This is a genomic window from Buttiauxella sp. B2, assembly GCF_006376615.1.
Lineage (GTDB): Bacteria > Pseudomonadota > Gammaproteobacteria > Enterobacterales > Enterobacteriaceae > Buttiauxella.
The window spans coordinates 127086-143728 of record NZ_VEXQ01000010.1; the positions used below are offsets into that span (position 1 = coordinate 127086).

General features: G+C 48.3%; 15 protein-coding genes. 12 read left to right on the top strand and 3 right to left on the bottom strand.

What is annotated here, in order from left to right; genetic code table 11:
* Positions 1–188 precede the first annotated feature (188 nt).
* Complete coding sequence (gene setB / locus FH968_RS13195) at positions 189–1370, top strand: sugar efflux transporter SetB (RefSeq protein ID WP_139880257.1); 1182 nt, start codon at positions 189–191, stop codon at positions 1368–1370.
* Here the strand turns inward: setB and FH968_RS13200 are convergent.
* Positions 1367–1621, bottom strand: coding sequence for a YkgJ family cysteine cluster protein (locus tag FH968_RS13200; protein ID WP_139880327.1), 255 nt, complete (start codon positions 1619–1621; stop codon positions 1367–1369). The two genes, setB and FH968_RS13200, sit on opposite strands and share 4 nt — an antisense overlap.
* Before the next feature lie 167 nt (positions 1622–1788).
* On the opposite strand from FH968_RS13200, the gene yeiP reads away from it, so the two are divergent.
* Complete coding sequence (yeiP, locus tag FH968_RS13205) at positions 1789–2361, top strand: elongation factor P-like protein YeiP (RefSeq protein ID WP_139880259.1); 573 nt, start codon at positions 1789–1791, stop codon at positions 2359–2361.
* A 42-nt stretch (positions 2362–2403) separates the two neighbouring features.
* Here yeiP and FH968_RS13210 read toward each other — a convergent pair whose 3' ends face one another.
* Positions 2404–2874 (bottom strand): Lrp/AsnC family transcriptional regulator, encoded by a 471-nt coding sequence (locus tag FH968_RS13210; protein ID WP_139880262.1) that lies wholly within the window; start codon positions 2872–2874, stop codon positions 2404–2406.
* Between the two features lie 165 nt (positions 2875–3039).
* Here FH968_RS13210 and FH968_RS13215 point away from each other — a divergent pair, with 165 nt between their 5' ends.
* Positions 3040–3462 carry a DUF2000 domain-containing protein gene (locus tag FH968_RS13215; protein ID WP_139880264.1) on the top strand — a complete coding sequence of 141 codons (423 nt, stop codon included), beginning with the start codon at positions 3040–3042 and terminating at the stop codon, positions 3460–3462.
* 42 nt (positions 3463–3504) lie between these two features.
* Here FH968_RS13215 and uxuA read toward each other — a convergent pair whose 3' ends face one another.
* Positions 3505–4698: a mannonate dehydratase gene (uxuA, locus tag FH968_RS13220; RefSeq protein ID WP_139880266.1), complete on the bottom strand. Its 1194-nt coding sequence runs from the start codon at positions 4696–4698 to the stop codon at positions 3505–3507.
* Between the two features lie 209 nt (positions 4699–4907).
* Here uxuA and FH968_RS13225 point away from each other — a divergent pair, with 209 nt between their 5' ends.
* The 9 genes from FH968_RS13225 (at position 4908) to yejF (ending at position 16628) form a co-directional block, all read left to right on the top strand.
* Positions 4908–6371, top strand: coding sequence for a mannitol dehydrogenase family protein (locus tag FH968_RS13225; protein ID WP_139880268.1), 1464 nt, complete (start codon positions 4908–4910; stop codon positions 6369–6371).
* Between the two features lie 116 nt (positions 6372–6487).
* Positions 6488–7468, top strand: a complete 981-nt coding sequence (locus FH968_RS13230) for a GTP-binding protein (protein ID WP_139880271.1) — start codon at positions 6488–6490, stop codon at positions 7466–7468.
* Between the two features lie 41 nt (positions 7469–7509).
* Complete coding sequence (locus FH968_RS13235; RefSeq protein WP_139880273.1) at positions 7510–8217, top strand: phosphatase PAP2 family protein; 708 nt, start codon at positions 7510–7512, stop codon at positions 8215–8217.
* A 418-nt stretch (positions 8218–8635) separates the two neighbouring features.
* The gene (mepS, locus tag FH968_RS13240; RefSeq protein ID WP_139880275.1) at positions 8636–9202 is read left to right on the top strand and encodes a bifunctional murein DD-endopeptidase/murein LD-carboxypeptidase; all 567 of its coding nucleotides are present in this window, start codon (positions 8636–8638) and stop codon (positions 9200–9202) included.
* A 235-nt stretch (positions 9203–9437) separates the two neighbouring features.
* Positions 9438–11015 (top strand): cyclic di-GMP phosphodiesterase, encoded by a 1578-nt coding sequence (locus tag FH968_RS13245; RefSeq protein ID WP_139880277.1) that lies wholly within the window; start codon positions 9438–9440, stop codon positions 11013–11015.
* An 85-nt stretch (positions 11016–11100) separates the two neighbouring features.
* Positions 11101–12909 carry an extracellular solute-binding protein gene (locus FH968_RS13250; RefSeq protein ID WP_139880279.1) on the top strand — a complete coding sequence of 603 codons (1809 nt, stop codon included), beginning with the start codon at positions 11101–11103 and terminating at the stop codon, positions 12907–12909.
* 8 nt (positions 12910–12917) lie between these two features.
* Positions 12918–14015 carry a microcin C ABC transporter permease YejB gene (locus FH968_RS13255; protein WP_139880281.1) on the top strand — a complete coding sequence of 366 codons (1098 nt, stop codon included), beginning with the start codon at positions 12918–12920 and terminating at the stop codon, positions 14013–14015.
* Entirely contained in the window at positions 14012–15037 is a 1026-nt protein-coding gene (locus tag FH968_RS13260; protein ID WP_139880283.1) for a microcin C ABC transporter permease, read from the top strand. Before FH968_RS13255 ends, FH968_RS13260 begins: the two co-directional genes overlap by 4 nt.
* A 1-nt stretch (position 15038) precedes the next feature.
* Positions 15039–16628 carry a microcin C ABC transporter ATP-binding protein YejF gene (yejF, locus tag FH968_RS13265; protein ID WP_139880285.1) on the top strand — a complete coding sequence of 530 codons (1590 nt, stop codon included), beginning with the start codon at positions 15039–15041 and terminating at the stop codon, positions 16626–16628.
* The last annotated feature ends 15 nt before the right edge of the window (positions 16629–16643 follow it).

A 16643-nucleotide genomic window follows, 5' to 3' on the forward strand; every position in this document is an offset into this window, starting at 1 on the left:
GCTAACGAGGCGGGAAAAGTGAGCCGTATTGCATTACGTTCAGCACACAATTTAGAAACTTCAGCTTTTGCTAAACCTTAACAGGAACGGCGTTTTAACTTTTTGGGGTGCTTTTGATTTGAACAACTGTTTATTTGCTGACAAGGCGCGTAAACTCCGCGCGTTCATTGATTATCGACGCAGAGCGCATGCAAAACACCCCCATAGCAGCAACCCGTAAACCTCTTGATTTAACTTCTTCTGCCTTTTTGATTGTAGCTTTTTTAACCGGTATTGCGGGTGCATTACAAACCCCGACTCTGAGCCTGTTTCTGACTGAAGAAGTCCATGTACGTCCAGCGATGGTGGGTTTCTTTTTCACCGGCAGTGCAGTCATCGGTATTTTGGTTAGCCAGTTTCTTGCTGGTCGCTCTGACAGGAAAGGCGATCGTAAATCGCTTATTTTTGTCTGCTGCTTATTGGGCGCACTAGCCTGCGTGCTGTTTGCGTGGAACCGTAACTACTTTGTATTGCTGTTTGTCGGCGTATTCCTGAGTAGCTTTGGCTCGACCGCCAACCCGCAAATGTTTGCCCTGGCGCGCGAACATGCTGACCGTACAGGCCGCGAAGCCGTGATGTTCAGCTCCATTCTGCGTGCACAAGTTTCACTTGCCTGGGTCATTGGCCCACCCATCGCCTACGCACTGGCTCTGGGCTTTGGCTTTACCACCATGTATTTGAGCGCGGCGTTTGCCTTTGTGGTTTGCAGCGTGATGGTGCGAATGCTGTTGCCATCAATGCGCAAAGAGGTGTCCAGTAAAACAACCACGTTAGAAGCGCCACGACGCAATCGCCGTGATGCCCTGCTGCTGTTTGTTGCCTGCACCATGATGTGGGGCTGTAACAGCCTCTACATCATTAATATGCCGCTATACATCATCAATGAATTACATCTTCCGGAAAAACTAGCGGGCGTGATGATGGGGACGGCGGCTGGGCTGGAAATCCCAACAATGCTAATTGCCGGTTACTATGCCAAACGCTTTGGTAAGCGCTTCCTGATGCGCATAGCGGCGGTAGCGGGCTTGTTGTTTTACATTGGGATGCTGACGTTACATAACGAAATCATGCTGCTGGGTCTGCAACTACTGAACGCGATTTTTATCGGCATTTTGGCTGGTATCGGCATGCTGTATTTTCAGGATTTAATGCCTGGTCAGGCTGGTGCGGCTACCACGCTATATACTAATACAACACGTGCAGGCTGGATTATCGCCGGGTCAATGGCGGGTGTGGTGGCTGAAATCTGGAACTACCACACAGTGTTTTATATCGCGCTGGGGATGATTGCTATCACGGCTTATTGCATCGTGAAAATCAAAGATGTTTAAGGTGATGTCGCAGCTTCGAGATAAATAAGATAATCCATCGCCTGCTGGCGCGTGGTGCCACACATTTCGCGGCTGGCCTGCAAGCTCGCGCAAACCTTCGGGCGTAGGGGGGATGTGAATATCTTGCACATGTTGTTATCTGCAAGCTGAACACATTTTGTATTCGCCGGTTTGCCATTTGGCATGCCAGGGATCGGGCTTGATACAGATGGCGCAGTGCAACACGCGCCGCAATCGGAACGACAGTCCATCAACAATACTCCGGTGGGCTGACAAGGAACCGGACTGTAGCAGTAGCGGCGCGGCTTTACCATGTCGATTTATCCATTATCAGCGATGAAATCCGCTTGCCTGAAATGCGCCTCGCGAGTAATTTGTCGCAATATTTTCGCTCCTCAATTTTTCACAGGAAACATCGATGGCCAGAGCTAACGAAATCAAAAAAGGTATGGTACTGAATTACAATGGCAAACTACTGATTGTTAAAGACATTGATATTCAGGCGCCGAGCGCCCGTGGCGCAGCAACGCTGTATAAAATGCGTTTTTCTGATGTCCGTACCGGCCAGAAAGTTGAAGAGCGCTTCAAAGGCGACGATATCGTCGATACCATCACCCTGACCCGCCGTTACGTTGATTTCTCGTACATCGATGGCAACGAGTACGTGTTCATGGATAAAGAAGATTACACCCCGTATATCTTCACCAAAGATCAGATTGAAGAAGAGCTGCAATTCATTCCTGAAGGCGGCATGCCTGACATGCAGGTTCTGACCTGGGATGGTCAACTGTTGGCGCTTGAGTTGCCGCAGACTGTAGATTTGGAAATTGTTGAAACCGCACCTGGCATCAAAGGCGCGTCAGCAAGCTCCCGTACCAAACCTGCAACCATGTCTACTGGCCTGGTGATTCAGGTTCCAGAATATATGGTCACTGGCGAAAAGATCCGTATTCATATCGCTGAAAAGCGTTCTATGGGTCGCGCAGACTAAGAAAACGTAAACGCTCCCGAGGGAGCGTTTTTTATCTCCAGGTTATAACGGCTTTTTAACGGGATAGCTGACCTGTGGCTTAATTTCCTTAAGCACAAACATACTTTGCATCTCTTTGATACCCGCTAAACGACGAATCACCGACATCGCAAAATCCGCGTAGGAATCCAAATCGCGCGCGACGACCTGCAACAGAAAATCCGCATCACCACCGATGCTATAGCACGCAACCACATCCTCCAGGGCAGTGACTTCCTCTTCAAATTTTTTCGCCTCGGCCTCGCTGTGGCTGTCTATCACTACGCGAACAAACACCATGACACCCAGGCCGATTTTCTTGCGGTTAAGCACCGCACGATAGCCTTGAATCACCTCATCCTCTTCCAGCTTGCGAACTTTGCGCCAGCAAGGCGAGGCAGAGAGGCCTATCGTATCGGCTAGAGTCTGGTTGGTCATGCGTGCGTCATCTTGCAATAGCGTCAGAATCTTTATATCTGTCGGGCTGAGCGTCATAAAGGGCAGATCCTTTTCTTAAAATTGCACAGAGAGGTAAATCCTGCCTAAATCCGTCTATTTATCAAGCAATATAGACAGCAATTTTCTTTAAGACTGATGCATAATAACTGCTCATTCCCAATAAATTCATTATGTTAAGCCTAAAATAGATAAGGATTAATCATGCAATTTGATGCCAGCCAACACCGCTGTACTATCATTATTGACAAAAATCTAAGGGCTGGCCTTGCCATCAATGCTGCGAGCGTCATCGGCATTAGCTTTGGCCGTATGGTCGAAAATCTCGTTGGGCCGGACATGCAAAGTAAAGATGCCGTGAATTATCCAGGCGTGGTTTACGCCCCGCTACCCGTTTTACTGGCCCCAGGCAGTTATGTGCATGAATTGTTAGATATTGCTGAGCAAGATGATGAGTTTTACGCGATGCCATTCAGTGCGCTGGCACAATCGTGTAAAACCTATGATGAATACGGGGAGCGAATTTCTTCGGCAAGTAGCGAACGTATTGAATTGGTAGCGATTGGACTCATCGGCCCTAAGAAAAAAATAACCAAATTGACGGGCAACCTGGCTTTATATAAGTAACCGACAAAAACAGGCGGGTGAACGCACCCGCCTGTTTTCAAATTACTTCAGCAAATCCGGGAACATCATTTGTTTCAGCGCCAGTTCCACACCGCGGACTTCAGCCAGACCTTTCAGGCGACCAATCGCAGAATAACCTGGGTTGGTTTTCTTGTGCAGATCGTCCAGCATTTGGTGGCCGTGGTCCGGACGCATTGGAATCGGACGCAAATCACCGCGATTTTTACGACGTTGCTCTTCTGTCAGAATCGCTTTCACTACCGCAACCATGTTCACATCGCCTTGCAGGTGTGCGCCTTCATGGAAGGTTTTCGGGTTTTCTTCGCGGCACGTTGCGCGCAGATGGGTAAAGTGAATGCGGTCGCCGAAGGTTTCAATCATCCGCACCAGGTCGTTATCCGCACGAACGCCATAGGAACCGGTACACATGGTGAAGCCGTTATAAATACTGTCGACGGTTTCTTTCAGCCATTGCATATCTTCAATGGTAGAAACGATGCGCGGTAGGCCGAGGATTGGGCGCGGTGGATCATCCGGATGAACAGCCAGGCGAACGCCAACTTCTTCTGCTACTGCAACAATTGCGCGCAGGAAGTAAGCCATGTTTTCGCGAAGATTATCTTTACTGATGCCGTCATATTCCGCCAGGCGTGCACGGAACTGGTCAAGGGTGTAACCCTCTTCGGCACCTGGTAAACCCGCGATGATATTACGTGTCAGTTTCTCTTTTTGGGCATCGGACATATTGTTGAAATAGTCCAGTGCCTGACGCTGTTCTTCTTCGCTGTAATCCGCCTCAGCACCTTTGCGCTTAAGGATATGCAGCTCAAATGCCGCAAAAGCAATTTGGTCGAAACGCAGCGCTTTTGAACCATCTGGTAATTCGTATTCCAGATCGGTTCGCGTCCAGTCCAGAATCGGCATGAAGTTGTAGCACACGGTGTCGATGCCACATTCAGCGAGGTTACGAATGCTTTGTTGGTAGTTTGCAATATGCTTATCGTAGTCGCCGGAATGAGTTTTAATTTCTTCGTGTACCGGAATACTTTCGACCACAGACCAGGTCAGACCTTTTGCTGCCAACACAGCCTGGCGCTCTTTGATATCAGCGACTGGCCAGACTTCACCATTTGGGATGTGATGCAGAGCAGTAACGACACCGGTCGCGCCCGCCTGACGCACATCATCCAGAGAGACCGGGTCTTTCGGGCCATACCAACGCCATGTTTGTTCCATCGACAGTTCCTCAGTTAAGTTGTCATACCAATTCGATAATGCTGTATTGACGACTACCATACCGCAAACTTCTTTATGGTCAAATTTTGCGATGACATTGGTTGATCCAGCTCACATTAAAGGGATAAAGGCAGCACACCAATTTTATTTGTTGTCATATAACTTTAGACTGCACAATGTTACTAATTCGTTAACCAGGATTTGCATTTATGAAAACAATTGCTTCAGTCACGCTCCCCGCCAGTGTTCAGCAGCCACGCTATGATCGCCAGGCGTTAAAAACTCGTATCGTCCATTTTGGCTTTGGTGCATTTCATCGTGCACACCAGGCGCTGCTGACCGATCGGGTGCTCAATAAGTTAGGGGGAGACTGGGGTATTTGCGAAATTAGCTTGTTCAGCGGTGACAAGTTAATGAGCGCGTTACGTGCACAAGATCATTTATATACCGTGCTGGAAAAAGGTCGTGAGGGTAATCAGGCGATTATTGTCGGGGCGGTGAACGAATGCCTGAATGCAAAGCTTGATGGCCTTGATGCCATTATAGAGAAATTCTGCGAACCGCAGGTGGCAATAGTCTCCCTTACTGTGACTGAAAAGGGATATTGCATCGATCCTGCGACTGGCAAGCTCGACAACAATAACGAACGAATTATTCACGATTTGCAAAATCCAACTGAGCCGCATTCTGCGCCAGGTATCCTGGTAGAAGCACTCAATCGCCGACGCGAACGTGGGCTGCGCCCGTTTACCGTACTTTCATGCGACAACATTCCCGACAACGGCCATGTAGTGCGCAATGCAGTGATAGGCATGGCTGAAACACGTAGCCAGGAATTAGCCGACTGGATTCGTGAGCATGTGACCTTCCCAAGCACCATGGTCGACAGAATTGTGCCTGCCGCAACGCCTGAGTCTTTACAAGAAATCACTGATACATTGGGTGTTGAAGATCAATGTGCAATTTCAGGTGAGCCGTTTATCCAATGGGTGATTGAGGATAACTTCGTCGCAGGTCGTCCAGCATGGGAAGAAGTTGGGGTCGAAATGGTCGACGACGTGATGCCGTGGGAGCAAATGAAGTTGCGTATGCTCAACGGTAGTCACTCATTCCTTGCCTATCTCGGCTACCTCGCGGGCCACCAACATATTAATGATTGCATGGCTGACGCGAATTTCCGCAAAGCCGCACACCGTTTGATGATGCAGGAACAAGCGCCAACGCTGCGCGTTACCGGGGTGGATTTTCAGCAGTATGCCCATAATTTGCTTGAGCGTTTTGATAACCCTGCCCTGAAACATCGTACCTGGCAAATCGCGATGGACGGCAGCCAGAAACTGCCGCAGCGCATGCTGGAGAGCGTTCGTTGGCATCTGCAACAGGGCGACGAGTGGCCTTGCCTTGCTCTGGGAATTGCCGGGTGGATGCGCTATGTCAGCGGTACCGATGACGCAGGCAACGAGATAGATGTTCGCGACCCGCTGGCGGGAAAAATCAAAACGTTGGTCGACAACAGCACTCCTGAAGAACGTGTGTCTACCCTACTCAGTCTGCATGAAATCTTTGGCAGCGACCTGCCTGCAAATGAACAATTTGTGGAGCGAGTGACTACTGCATGGAATGAGTTATGTAGCAATGGTGCATGTGCGGCAGTCGCAAAACTTACTGCTTAATTTAACGATCAATGCTTTTAAGCGTGCATCGCAAGGGTGTGAGCACGCTTAGGCTTCAAATTTAGGCAAATGTTGTTCAGGATAGAGGGGAGTAAATACAACAATCCGGAGCGCTTGTGACTAAAACCAACCTGATTACCGGTTTTCTCGGTAGCGGAAAAACCACCACCATTTTGCATCTGCTGGCCAATAAACCTGAGCATGAAAAATGGGCTGTGCTAGTCAACGAATTTGGTGAAGTCGGGATTGATGGCGCATTGCTCGCCGACAGCGGTGCATTATTAAAAGAAATCCCCGGCGGTTGCATGTGTTGTGTTAATGGGTTGCCGATGCAGGTTGGCCTGAATACTTTGCTCCGCCAGGGTAAACCTGACCGCCTGCTCATCGAACCGACCGGATTGGGCCACCCGAAACAAATCCTCGATATGCTAACCGCCGCCATTTACCAGCCATGGATTGAACTCAACGCCACGCTTTGTTTGCTGGACCCTCGCCAGTTGCTTGATGAGCGGGTCGTGAATAATGATAACTTCCGCGATCAACTCGCCAGTGCCGATATCATCATTGCTAATAAAGAAGACCGCTCAAGCGAAGAGAGCAGCCAGGCTCTGGCCGACTGGCAACAACTTGAAGGTGCCGGACGCGAAATTATCACCGCACACAACGGCGATATCGATATCAGCCTCCTCGACAAACCGCGTCAAAATCTGCGCGAATTACCCTCCAGCCCCGATCATAACCACAGCCATGCCGCTACACGTGGACTTGCGGCATTAAGCCTGCCCGAGCACCAACGCTGGCGACGCAGTATTAACAGTGGCCAGGGTTATTTCGGTTGCGGTTGGATTTTTGATGCCGACACTCAATTTGACACAGTTGGAATTTTGGAATGGGCAAGACTTGCGCCAGTCGACCGAGTTAAAGGTGTGCTGCGCATTGCGGAAGGTTTAGTTCGCATTAATCGCCAGGGTCTTGATTTCCATATTGAAACACAAAACGTCGCGCCGCCAGATAGCCGCATAGAGTTAATTCATAGTAGTGAAGTAGACTGGAATACGTTGCAAAACTCACTGTTGAAACTTCGTTTAAGTTTGTAAGTCTACCCTTTCGCCTTTGTTAAAAAAGCTTGTGATTTTGTATGAATAATATTCGACTACCTCTAATCCTGTTGCTGAACGCGCTAGGGTTAGCACTGTTTTTCAGTTGGTATCTGCCTGATGGGCATGACCTATGGTTTACGCTCGATTCCAACATCTTTCATTACTTTAACCGCGAGCTGGCAAAAAACTACACCTTCCTGGTGCTGGTTGCCGTGACGAATAATCGCGTGTTCGATGGCATTTCGCTTATAACAATGGGGGCACTGTTTTTCGGGTACTGGCGCAAAGAGTCAGCAACAGGCCGCCGACGCATGTTCAGCATGGGTATTGTGATGCTATTTTGCGCAATTGTTATTAACCAACTCGGTCATTTAATTCCCGAATCTCACGTTAGCCCAACGCTGTATTTCACCGATATTTATCGTGTCAGCGAATTGCTGCATTTCCCTACAAAGGATGCATCTATGGACAGTTTCCCAGGTGACCATGGATTAATGTTGCTGATTTTCGCCGGCTTCATGCTGCGCTATTTCGGCAAAAAAGCGTTTGGTATTGCGATTATTATTTTCCTGATTTTCATCATGCCGCGCATGATGATTGGCGCACATTGGTTTACTGATATCTTCGTCGGTTCGTTATCAATTGTGCTTGTTTGTTTGCCGTGGGCGCTATTAACCCCATTAAGTAATGGGTTAATTAATCTACTTGATCGTTATTTACCGCGCATAAAAAGAACAATTAACTAACATCAAATAAACATGATTTAACGCAAACCATCAGAGATCGGAAACGATCTCTGTTTTTTTTCACCTTACGAGCATTTGTTTAATTTTCAACCTTCCATCTTCCTCAGATAAATGAAGTACCTGAACAGATAAGCAACAGCTCTGGTTAACGACTGTGCAATATTACTTTTTGGCTTTTAACATCACAATTTCTTATAAAATTTCAGATAAAACCGCTCGCCATGCCTGTGTTGATAGGGTAACCTCGGTTCGTTCTGCGTTGAGGCAGCTCCATTTGTTGTGTGAATTATTTTGTGCGACAAACCACAGTTTTGCTCATTGGCAATTGTTTCAAGGCGCTCAGGTAATTAGTCTCGTCGAGTTGGTATTTTTATATAACGATATTTATCGTTAAGGACATCAAGGGATAACAAACATAATGGTCAAGTCTCAACCTATTTTGAGATATATCTTGCGGGTAATTCCCGCCGTTGCTGTGGCAGTAATGCTGTCAGCATGTAGTTCGACAAACACCGCAAATATGCATTCTGAGACGCATGCAGTAGGCAATAAAGATGGTTTTTTACTGCAAGCTTCTCAGGATGAATTCGAAGAGATGGTCCGTAATGTAGATGTGAAATCACGTCTTATGGATCAATATGCAAGTTGGAAAGGCGTTCGTTATCGTCTTGGCGGCAGTAATAGAAGCGGTATTGATTGTTCTGCATTCGTGCAGCGTACATTCCGCGAACAATTTGGTTTAGAGTTGCCTCGTTCAACGTCTGAACAGCAGGATTCAGGTAAATCGATTTCACGTAGTAAATTACGTACTGGCGATTTAGTTCTGTTCCGCGCAGGTTCAACGGGTCGACATGTTGGTATCTACATCGGCAATAATCAGTTTGTACATGCTTCCACCAGCAGTGGTGTGACGATTTCAAACATGGACGAACCGTACTGGAAAAAGCGTTACAACGAAGCGCGACGTGTACTGAGCCGCAGTTAATGCAAATCTTGCAGATGGTTACTCCCTTGGCTGTTCTGCAAGACAGCAATATGACGAGACAAGAAACGCTGCTTATGCAGCGTTTTTTATTGCTTAAGTTTTAGTCAGTTAAACAATTATAAAATGATTGTAGTTTCTGTTCTAAACTCTATGACGCAGCGACAGTTTTTGCGTTATAGTCCAAAAAAACGCATATAAACAATAAGTCTCTTGCGCCTGCAGGAACCACTCATCCATGTTTTCGAAAAATATTTTTTCACGTTATTTCACCTCTGTCCGGCAGATTGCCGCCTTCAGTATTTTGACGGCCATTCTTGCTGCGTTACTGATAGGTGGAATCACCAGCCTGACCCTTCACAGTAAGCGTGAAACGGGTTATGACACACTCACTGAAGATGTACGTAAGTATCTCAGCACCTTTTTTGAGGACCTTCAGTCCACTGCAGCCAGCATTCAACCGTTAACCCTTTCTGATTGCCATCAAGTCTCAGCTGAGCTGACTTCGCGCGCCGCCTTTAATGCCAACGTCCGTGCCTTTATATTAGTGCGTGGCGGTGAGGCCTACTGCTCTTCGGCAACCGGAAGTATGTTGATGGGCATGCACCAGTTAGTTCCTGATATCAACACCAATGAAAATGTTGACCTTGATATCATGCAAGGAACACCGATGATGCCAGGCAAACCAACAATTGCAGCATGGTTTAAAAACCCTGTGATAGAAGGCCAGGGGATTTTCGCCACCCTGAATGTTAATCTCACACCTTATTTATTATTCACCACCCGCCGGAGCGATATGGTATCTCTGGCAATTATCGCGAGCGATAAAGCGCTAACAACGATATCCAATAATGTGATGAATGTGTCAGAGCTTCCCCCTCATCCTACTCGCGTCGTCTCCATTCCGGGTTATCCCATCAAAATAGCGCTTTATGGCAAAACCTGGCCTACTGAAGACATTCAACTATCCATATTGACCGGGTTGGTCTTTGGCATCCTCTGTGGAGCCCTATGTGCTTATTTTCTGACGGTGCGTGTGCGCTCGGGCAAAGAGATATTGACCGGCATTAAACGTGACCAGTTTGACGTCGTCTATCAGCCCGTCGTGGATGCTGAAAATTTAAAAATGTCCGGGGCTGAAGTATTAATGCGCTGGAACCACCCAATTGCCGGGTCAATTCCCCCCGATGCGTTTATTGCTTTTGCAGAAGCTCAGCAATTGATCGTTCCCCTCACCCGCCATTTGTTTGCACTGATTGCTCGTGACGCCAAAAGGCTCCAGCATGCTTTACCTCCAGGAGCCAGGTTGGGTGTCAATCTGGCTCCCAGCCATTTGCACTCGCCCACCTTCAAAGAGGATATTCTCGCTTTTGCCGCTTCGTTACCCCCTAATCATTTCCAACTGATCTTTGAAATTACAGAACGCGATATGGTTAAGGAAAACGAGGCCAGTAGCCTTTTTACCTGGATGCATGAGCAAGGGTATGAAATTGCTGTTGATGATTTTGGTACCGGGCACAGCGCGCTTATTTATCTGGAACGCTTCAAGCTGGACTATCTCAAGATTGATCGCGGCTTTGTTAATTCCATTGGCCTCGAAACTGTCACTTCTCCGGTATTGGACGCCGTGCTTACGCTTGCGCGTAAGCTCAGTATGACAACCGTTGCAGAAGGTGTGGAAACACCTGAACAGGCCAAATGGCTGATTGACCAGGGGGTAAACTACTTGCAAGGTTACTACTTCGCACGCCCGTTAACCCTTGAGCAATTGAAGGTGTGGGAAGGCCAGCAAAAAGAATACGACGAGCTTAGGTGAAAACCGCCAACGAAGATGCAGCTTGAAGTATGGCGGGTATAACTTATGATTTACCATCATGATGTTACAAGGATTGACCCATACGATGTTTGCTCGCGCCCTTGCTCTGCTGAGCCTTTGCCTGATTTCTGCCAGTAGCCAGGCTGAAAACATCAAGGAAAGTTATTCCTTTGCCGTTTTAGGGGAACCTAAATACGCCATCAACTTCACTCAGTTTGATTACGTCAATCCCGCAGCACCAAAGGGTGGTGATATCACGCTTTCGGCAATTGGCACTTTTGATAACTTCAATCGTTATGCCCTGCGCGGCAACCCAGGTGTGCGAACCGAAACCCTATATGACTCGCTGTTTACTACCTCAGATGATGAACCAGGAAGCTACTACCCTCTGATCGGTGAAATGGCGCGTTACCCAAGCAACTTTGCGTGGGCTGAAATAGAAATTAACCCACGAGCCCGTTTTCATGACGGGACGCCCATTAAAGCAAGCGACGTCGCTTTCACCTTCAATAAATTTATGACCGAAGGTGTGCCACAGTTTCGCCTGATTTATAAAGGGGCAAAAGTGAAAGCGATCGCGCCTTTAACGGTTCGAATCGAACTGGTGGAACCCAGTAAAGAACGTATGTTGGGGTTATTCTCACTGCCAGTGTTCCCTGAAAAATTCTGGAAAGACCATAAACTTAGCGATCCCCTTTCGGCTCCACCTACAGCAAGTGGCCCTTACAAAATAACAGCATGGCGCATGGGGCAGTACATAACTTATTCACGCGTCAGAGACTACTGGGCTGCTAATTTGCCGGTAAACCGTGGCCGCTGGAATTTTGATTCCATTCGTTATGACTATTATCTCGACGATAACGTCGCCTTTGAAGCCTTCAAAGCCGGCGCGTTCGATTTCCGCAACGAAGCATCCGCTAAGAACTGGGCTACGCGTTATATCGGTAAGAACTTTGCTAATCATTTCATCGTAAAAGAAGAACAGCCAAACGATGCCGCACAAGATGCACGCTGGCTGGCGTTTAATATCCAGCGTCCCATCTTTGAAGACCGGAAAGTACGTGAAGCCATTGGCCTGGCCTTTGATTTTGAATGGATGAATAAAGCGCTGTTTTATGGGGCTTACAGTCGGGCAAACAGCTACTTCCAGAATACAGAATATGCCGCTCGTGACTATCCCAATGCTGCTGAACTTACGCTATTAGGGCCAATGAAAAAGGATTTACCACCAGAAGTCTTCACCACCATCTATAACCCACCAAAATCCAGCGGTAATGGTTTTGACCGGGACAATCTGCTCAAAGCGCTAACGCTGTTAAAAGAAGCCGGATGGGAATTAAAAGACCAGAAGCTAATCAACGTTAAAACGGGTAAACCGTTTACTTTCGAGTTGCTGATTGGTACCACAGGTAATACGCAGTGGGTTCTGCCTTTCCAGCACAACCTTGAACGGTTAGGTATCACAATGGAGGTTCGTCAGGTCGATAACTCGCAGCTCACCAATCGCCTGCGCAAACGTGATTACGACATGATGCCTACGCTTTACAGCGCCATGCCCTATCCCAGTGCCGATGTACAAATTGCATGGGCCTCTGAATACGTGGACTCCACCTATAATGCACCTGGCGTGAAAAGCCCGATTATCGACAAATTGGTCTCTCAGATTTTGGCTAATCAAGGGGATAAGCAAAAACTGTTACCATTAGGCCGCGCGCTGGACCGAGTGTTGACGTGGAATTATTACATGATTCCAATGTGGTACATGGCCGCAGACCGCTTCGCCTGGTGGAATAAATTTTCCAAACCAGCGATTCATCCGTTGTACACCACAGGGTTTGATACCTGGTGGTATGACGTAAACAAAGCTGCTCTATTACCCGAAAACCGGCGTTAAGGGATTCTATGGGAAGTTATCTATTACGACGCTTGCTGCTGATAATCCCTACTTTGTGGGCGATTATCACCATCAATTTTTTCATCGTACAGATAGCCCCTGGCGGGCCTGTTGATCAGGCGATTGCAGCGATACAGTTCGGCCATGGTGCGGGTGTCCCTGGCATGGCTACCGATACAATGGGAAGCGGCCATGCACGAGTGGGCGTGGGTAACGTGGGTGACAGCCAGTACCGTGGCGCACGCGGTCTCGACCCGGAAGTGATTGCGGAAATCACTCACCGTTACGGTTTTGACAAACCCCTTCATGAACGCTATTTCAAAATGCTTGGCGATTATCTGCGTTTTGACTTCGGCGAGAGCCTGTTTCGTAGCGCCTCGGTTTTGCATCTGATTAAAGAAAGCCTGCCGGTTTCAATTTCGATTGGCTTATGGAGCACCTTGATTATCTACATGGTGTCGATCCCGCTTGGTATACGAAAAGCCGTCAGCAATGGCAGCAGTTTTGATATCTGGAGCAGCACTTTTATTATCATTGGATACGCTATCCCCGCGTTCCTGTTCGCCATCTTGCTGATTGTATTATTTGCCGGCGGCAGTTATCTGGATTGGTTCCCTCTACGCGGTCTGGTGTCGACTAATTTCGATACGCTGCCGTGGTACGGTAAAATCATTGATTATCTCTGGCATATTACTTTACCAGTGCTGGCCACCGTAGTGGGCGGCTTTGCGACGTTGACTATGCTGACGAAAAACTCATTTCTCGATGAAGTTCGCAAACAATACGTGGTCACCGCACGTGCCAAAGGGCTGGATGAAAAGAAAATTCTCTATCGCCATGTGTTCCGTAACGCCATGCTACTGGTGATTGCTGGTTTTCCTGCCACGTTCATCAGTATGTTTTTTACCGGCTCGTTGCTGATTGAAGTGATGTTCTCACTTAACGGACTGGGCCTGTTGGGTTATGACTCGACCATTTCACGCGACTATCCGGTGATGTTTGGCACGCTGTACATCTTTACCCTGATTGGGTTGCTGCTGAATATTTTGAGCGACATTACTTACACGCTGGTTGATCCGCGTATTGATTTTGAGGGCCGGGGATGAATCACTTCAGTCCAGTTAATCAGGCCCGTTGGGCGCGTTTTCGTCACAACAAACGCGGTTATTGGTCGCTGTGGATTTTCGCCGTTCTTTTTTTGATGAGCCTCGGTTCTGAACTGATTGCCAACGATCGTCCGCTGATCGTGCATTATCAAGAACGCCTCTATTTTCCGTTTATTGCTAATTACAGCGAGAGTGATTTTGGCGGCCCTTTGGCAACGCCTGCCGATTATCAGGATCCGTGGCTTGCGCAACGTCTTAGCCAAAAAGGCTGGGTGCTGTGGGCCCCTATACGCTTTGGCTATAATTCGATTAACTTTGCCACTACCGTTCCCTTCCCTTCACCACCAAGCAGCCAGAACTGGTTAGGAACCGATGCTAATGGGGGCGATGTACTGGCACGGATCCTGTACGGTACGCGTATTTCTATTCTCTTCGGTCTAATGCTGACGCTATTTTCGAGCGTTATTGGAATACTCGCGGGCGCAGTACAAGGTTATTACGGTGGGCGCGTGGATCTTTGGGGACAACGGTTTATCGAAGTCTGGTCAGGAATGCCAACACTATTCTTGATTATCCTACTTTCAAGCGTTATCCAGCCGAATTTTTGGTGGCTGTTAGGCATCACAGTGCTGTTTGGATGGATGAGTCTGGTGGGCGTGGTACGCGCTGAGTTTCTGCGTACCCGAAACTTCGATTACATTCGTGCCGCACAGGCAATGGGCGTAAGCGACTGGTCGATAATGACCCGTCATATGCTGCCAAATGCCATGGTCGCCACTCTGACATTCCTGCCATTTATTCTTTGCGGGTCGATTACCACCCTCACCTCGCTCGATTTCCTTGGTTTTGGCTTGCCGCTGGGTTCGCCGTCGCTGGGCGAACTGCTGCTGCAAGGTAAAAATAACCTTCAGGCACCCTGGCTAGGTATCACAGCCTTTCTCTCGCTGGCAATATTGCTGACGTTACTCATTTTTATCGGCGAAGCAGTGCGCGACGCCTTCGATCCCAGCAAGGCGCACTGATATGACAACACCACTGCTTTCCATCAAACATTTGTCCGTAGCTTTCCGTAGCGGCGACACCGTTCGGCAAGTCGTGGATGATTTATCGCTTGAAGTGAACTCAGGTGAAACGCTGGCGCTAGTCGGTGAATCAGGCTCAGGGAAAAGTGTTACGGCGTTATCTGTGCTGCGCTTACTTCCCTCCCCCCCAGTTGTTTATCCCGCAGGTGAAATATTCTTTAAAGGTCTGGAGTTGCTACATGCTCCTGAGCGCACGCTGCGCAGCGTACGCGGCAATAAAATCGCGATGATTTTTCAGGAGCCGATGGTTTCGCTAAACCCACTGCACAATATCGAAAAACAGCTTTATGAAGTGTTATCACTGCATCGTGGAATGCGCCGGGAAGCTGCACGAGCGGAAATGCTGACGTGTCTGGACAGAGTAGGCATTCGTAATGCTGCAAACCGTTTAACTGATTTCCCACACCAACTTTCTGGTGGCGAACGCCAGCGCGTAATGATTGCGATGGCGTTACTGACGCGCCCTGAATTGCTGATTGCCGATGAGCCCACGACCGCACTGGATGTCACGGTGCAGGCGCAAATTCTGCAATTGCTCAAAGAGCTCAAACAAGAATTGAACATGGGGCTGCTGTTTATTACCCACAACCTGAATATCGTCAAAAAACTGGCTGATAACGTGGCGGTGATGCGACACGGTAAATGTGTCGAACAAAACTCAACGCACTTATTGTTATCAGCCCCTCAGCACCCTTACACGCAACAGTTACTGGCCGCAGAGCCTGCGGGTAGCCCACGCCCGATTGATGAGACCAGTACACCGTTATTAACCGTTCAGGATTTACAAGTCGCCTTCCCTATTCGCCGTGGATTGCTGAAAAAAACGATTGGCTACAACTACGGGATAAAAGATCTGAGCTTTACGCTGCGTGCTGGTGAAAGTATCGGTCTGGTTGGAGAATCGGGCTCCGGTAAAAGCACTACCGGGCTTGCACTGTTACGCCTTATTCATTCCAGCGGTGAGATTTGGTTCGACGGGAAGCCGCTCCATCAGCTCAATCGCAAAAAGCTGCTGCCGCTGCGTCATCGTATTCAGGTGGTTTTCCAGGATCCGAATTCGTCGTTGAATCCGCGTCTGGATGTTTTACAGATAATTGAAGAAGGTCTGCGCGTCCATCAACCTGCTTTAAGCGCGACTGAACGCGAGCAAAAAGTTGTCGTGGCAATGCAGGAAGTGGGATTAGATCCGCAAACAATGCACCGTTATCCGGCGGAGTTTTCTGGTGGGCAAAGACAGCGCATCGCTATTGCCAGGGCGCTCATTTTACAACCTGAATTGATTATTCTTGATGAACCGACCTCTTCGCTCGACCGTTCAGTGCAAGCGCAAATACTTGCGTTGCTAAAGTCGTTACAAGAAAAGCATCAGCTGGCCTATATTTTTATCAGCCATGACTTGCGAGTCGTGAAGTCGTTATGCCATCAGGTCGTGGTATTGCGGCAGGGAGAAGTAGTAGAGCAAGGGGCATGCCAACAGATCTTTTCAGCGCCACAGGCGGAATACACACGCCAGTTACTTGCGCTTGCCTGACAAGCAGGCTTAAAA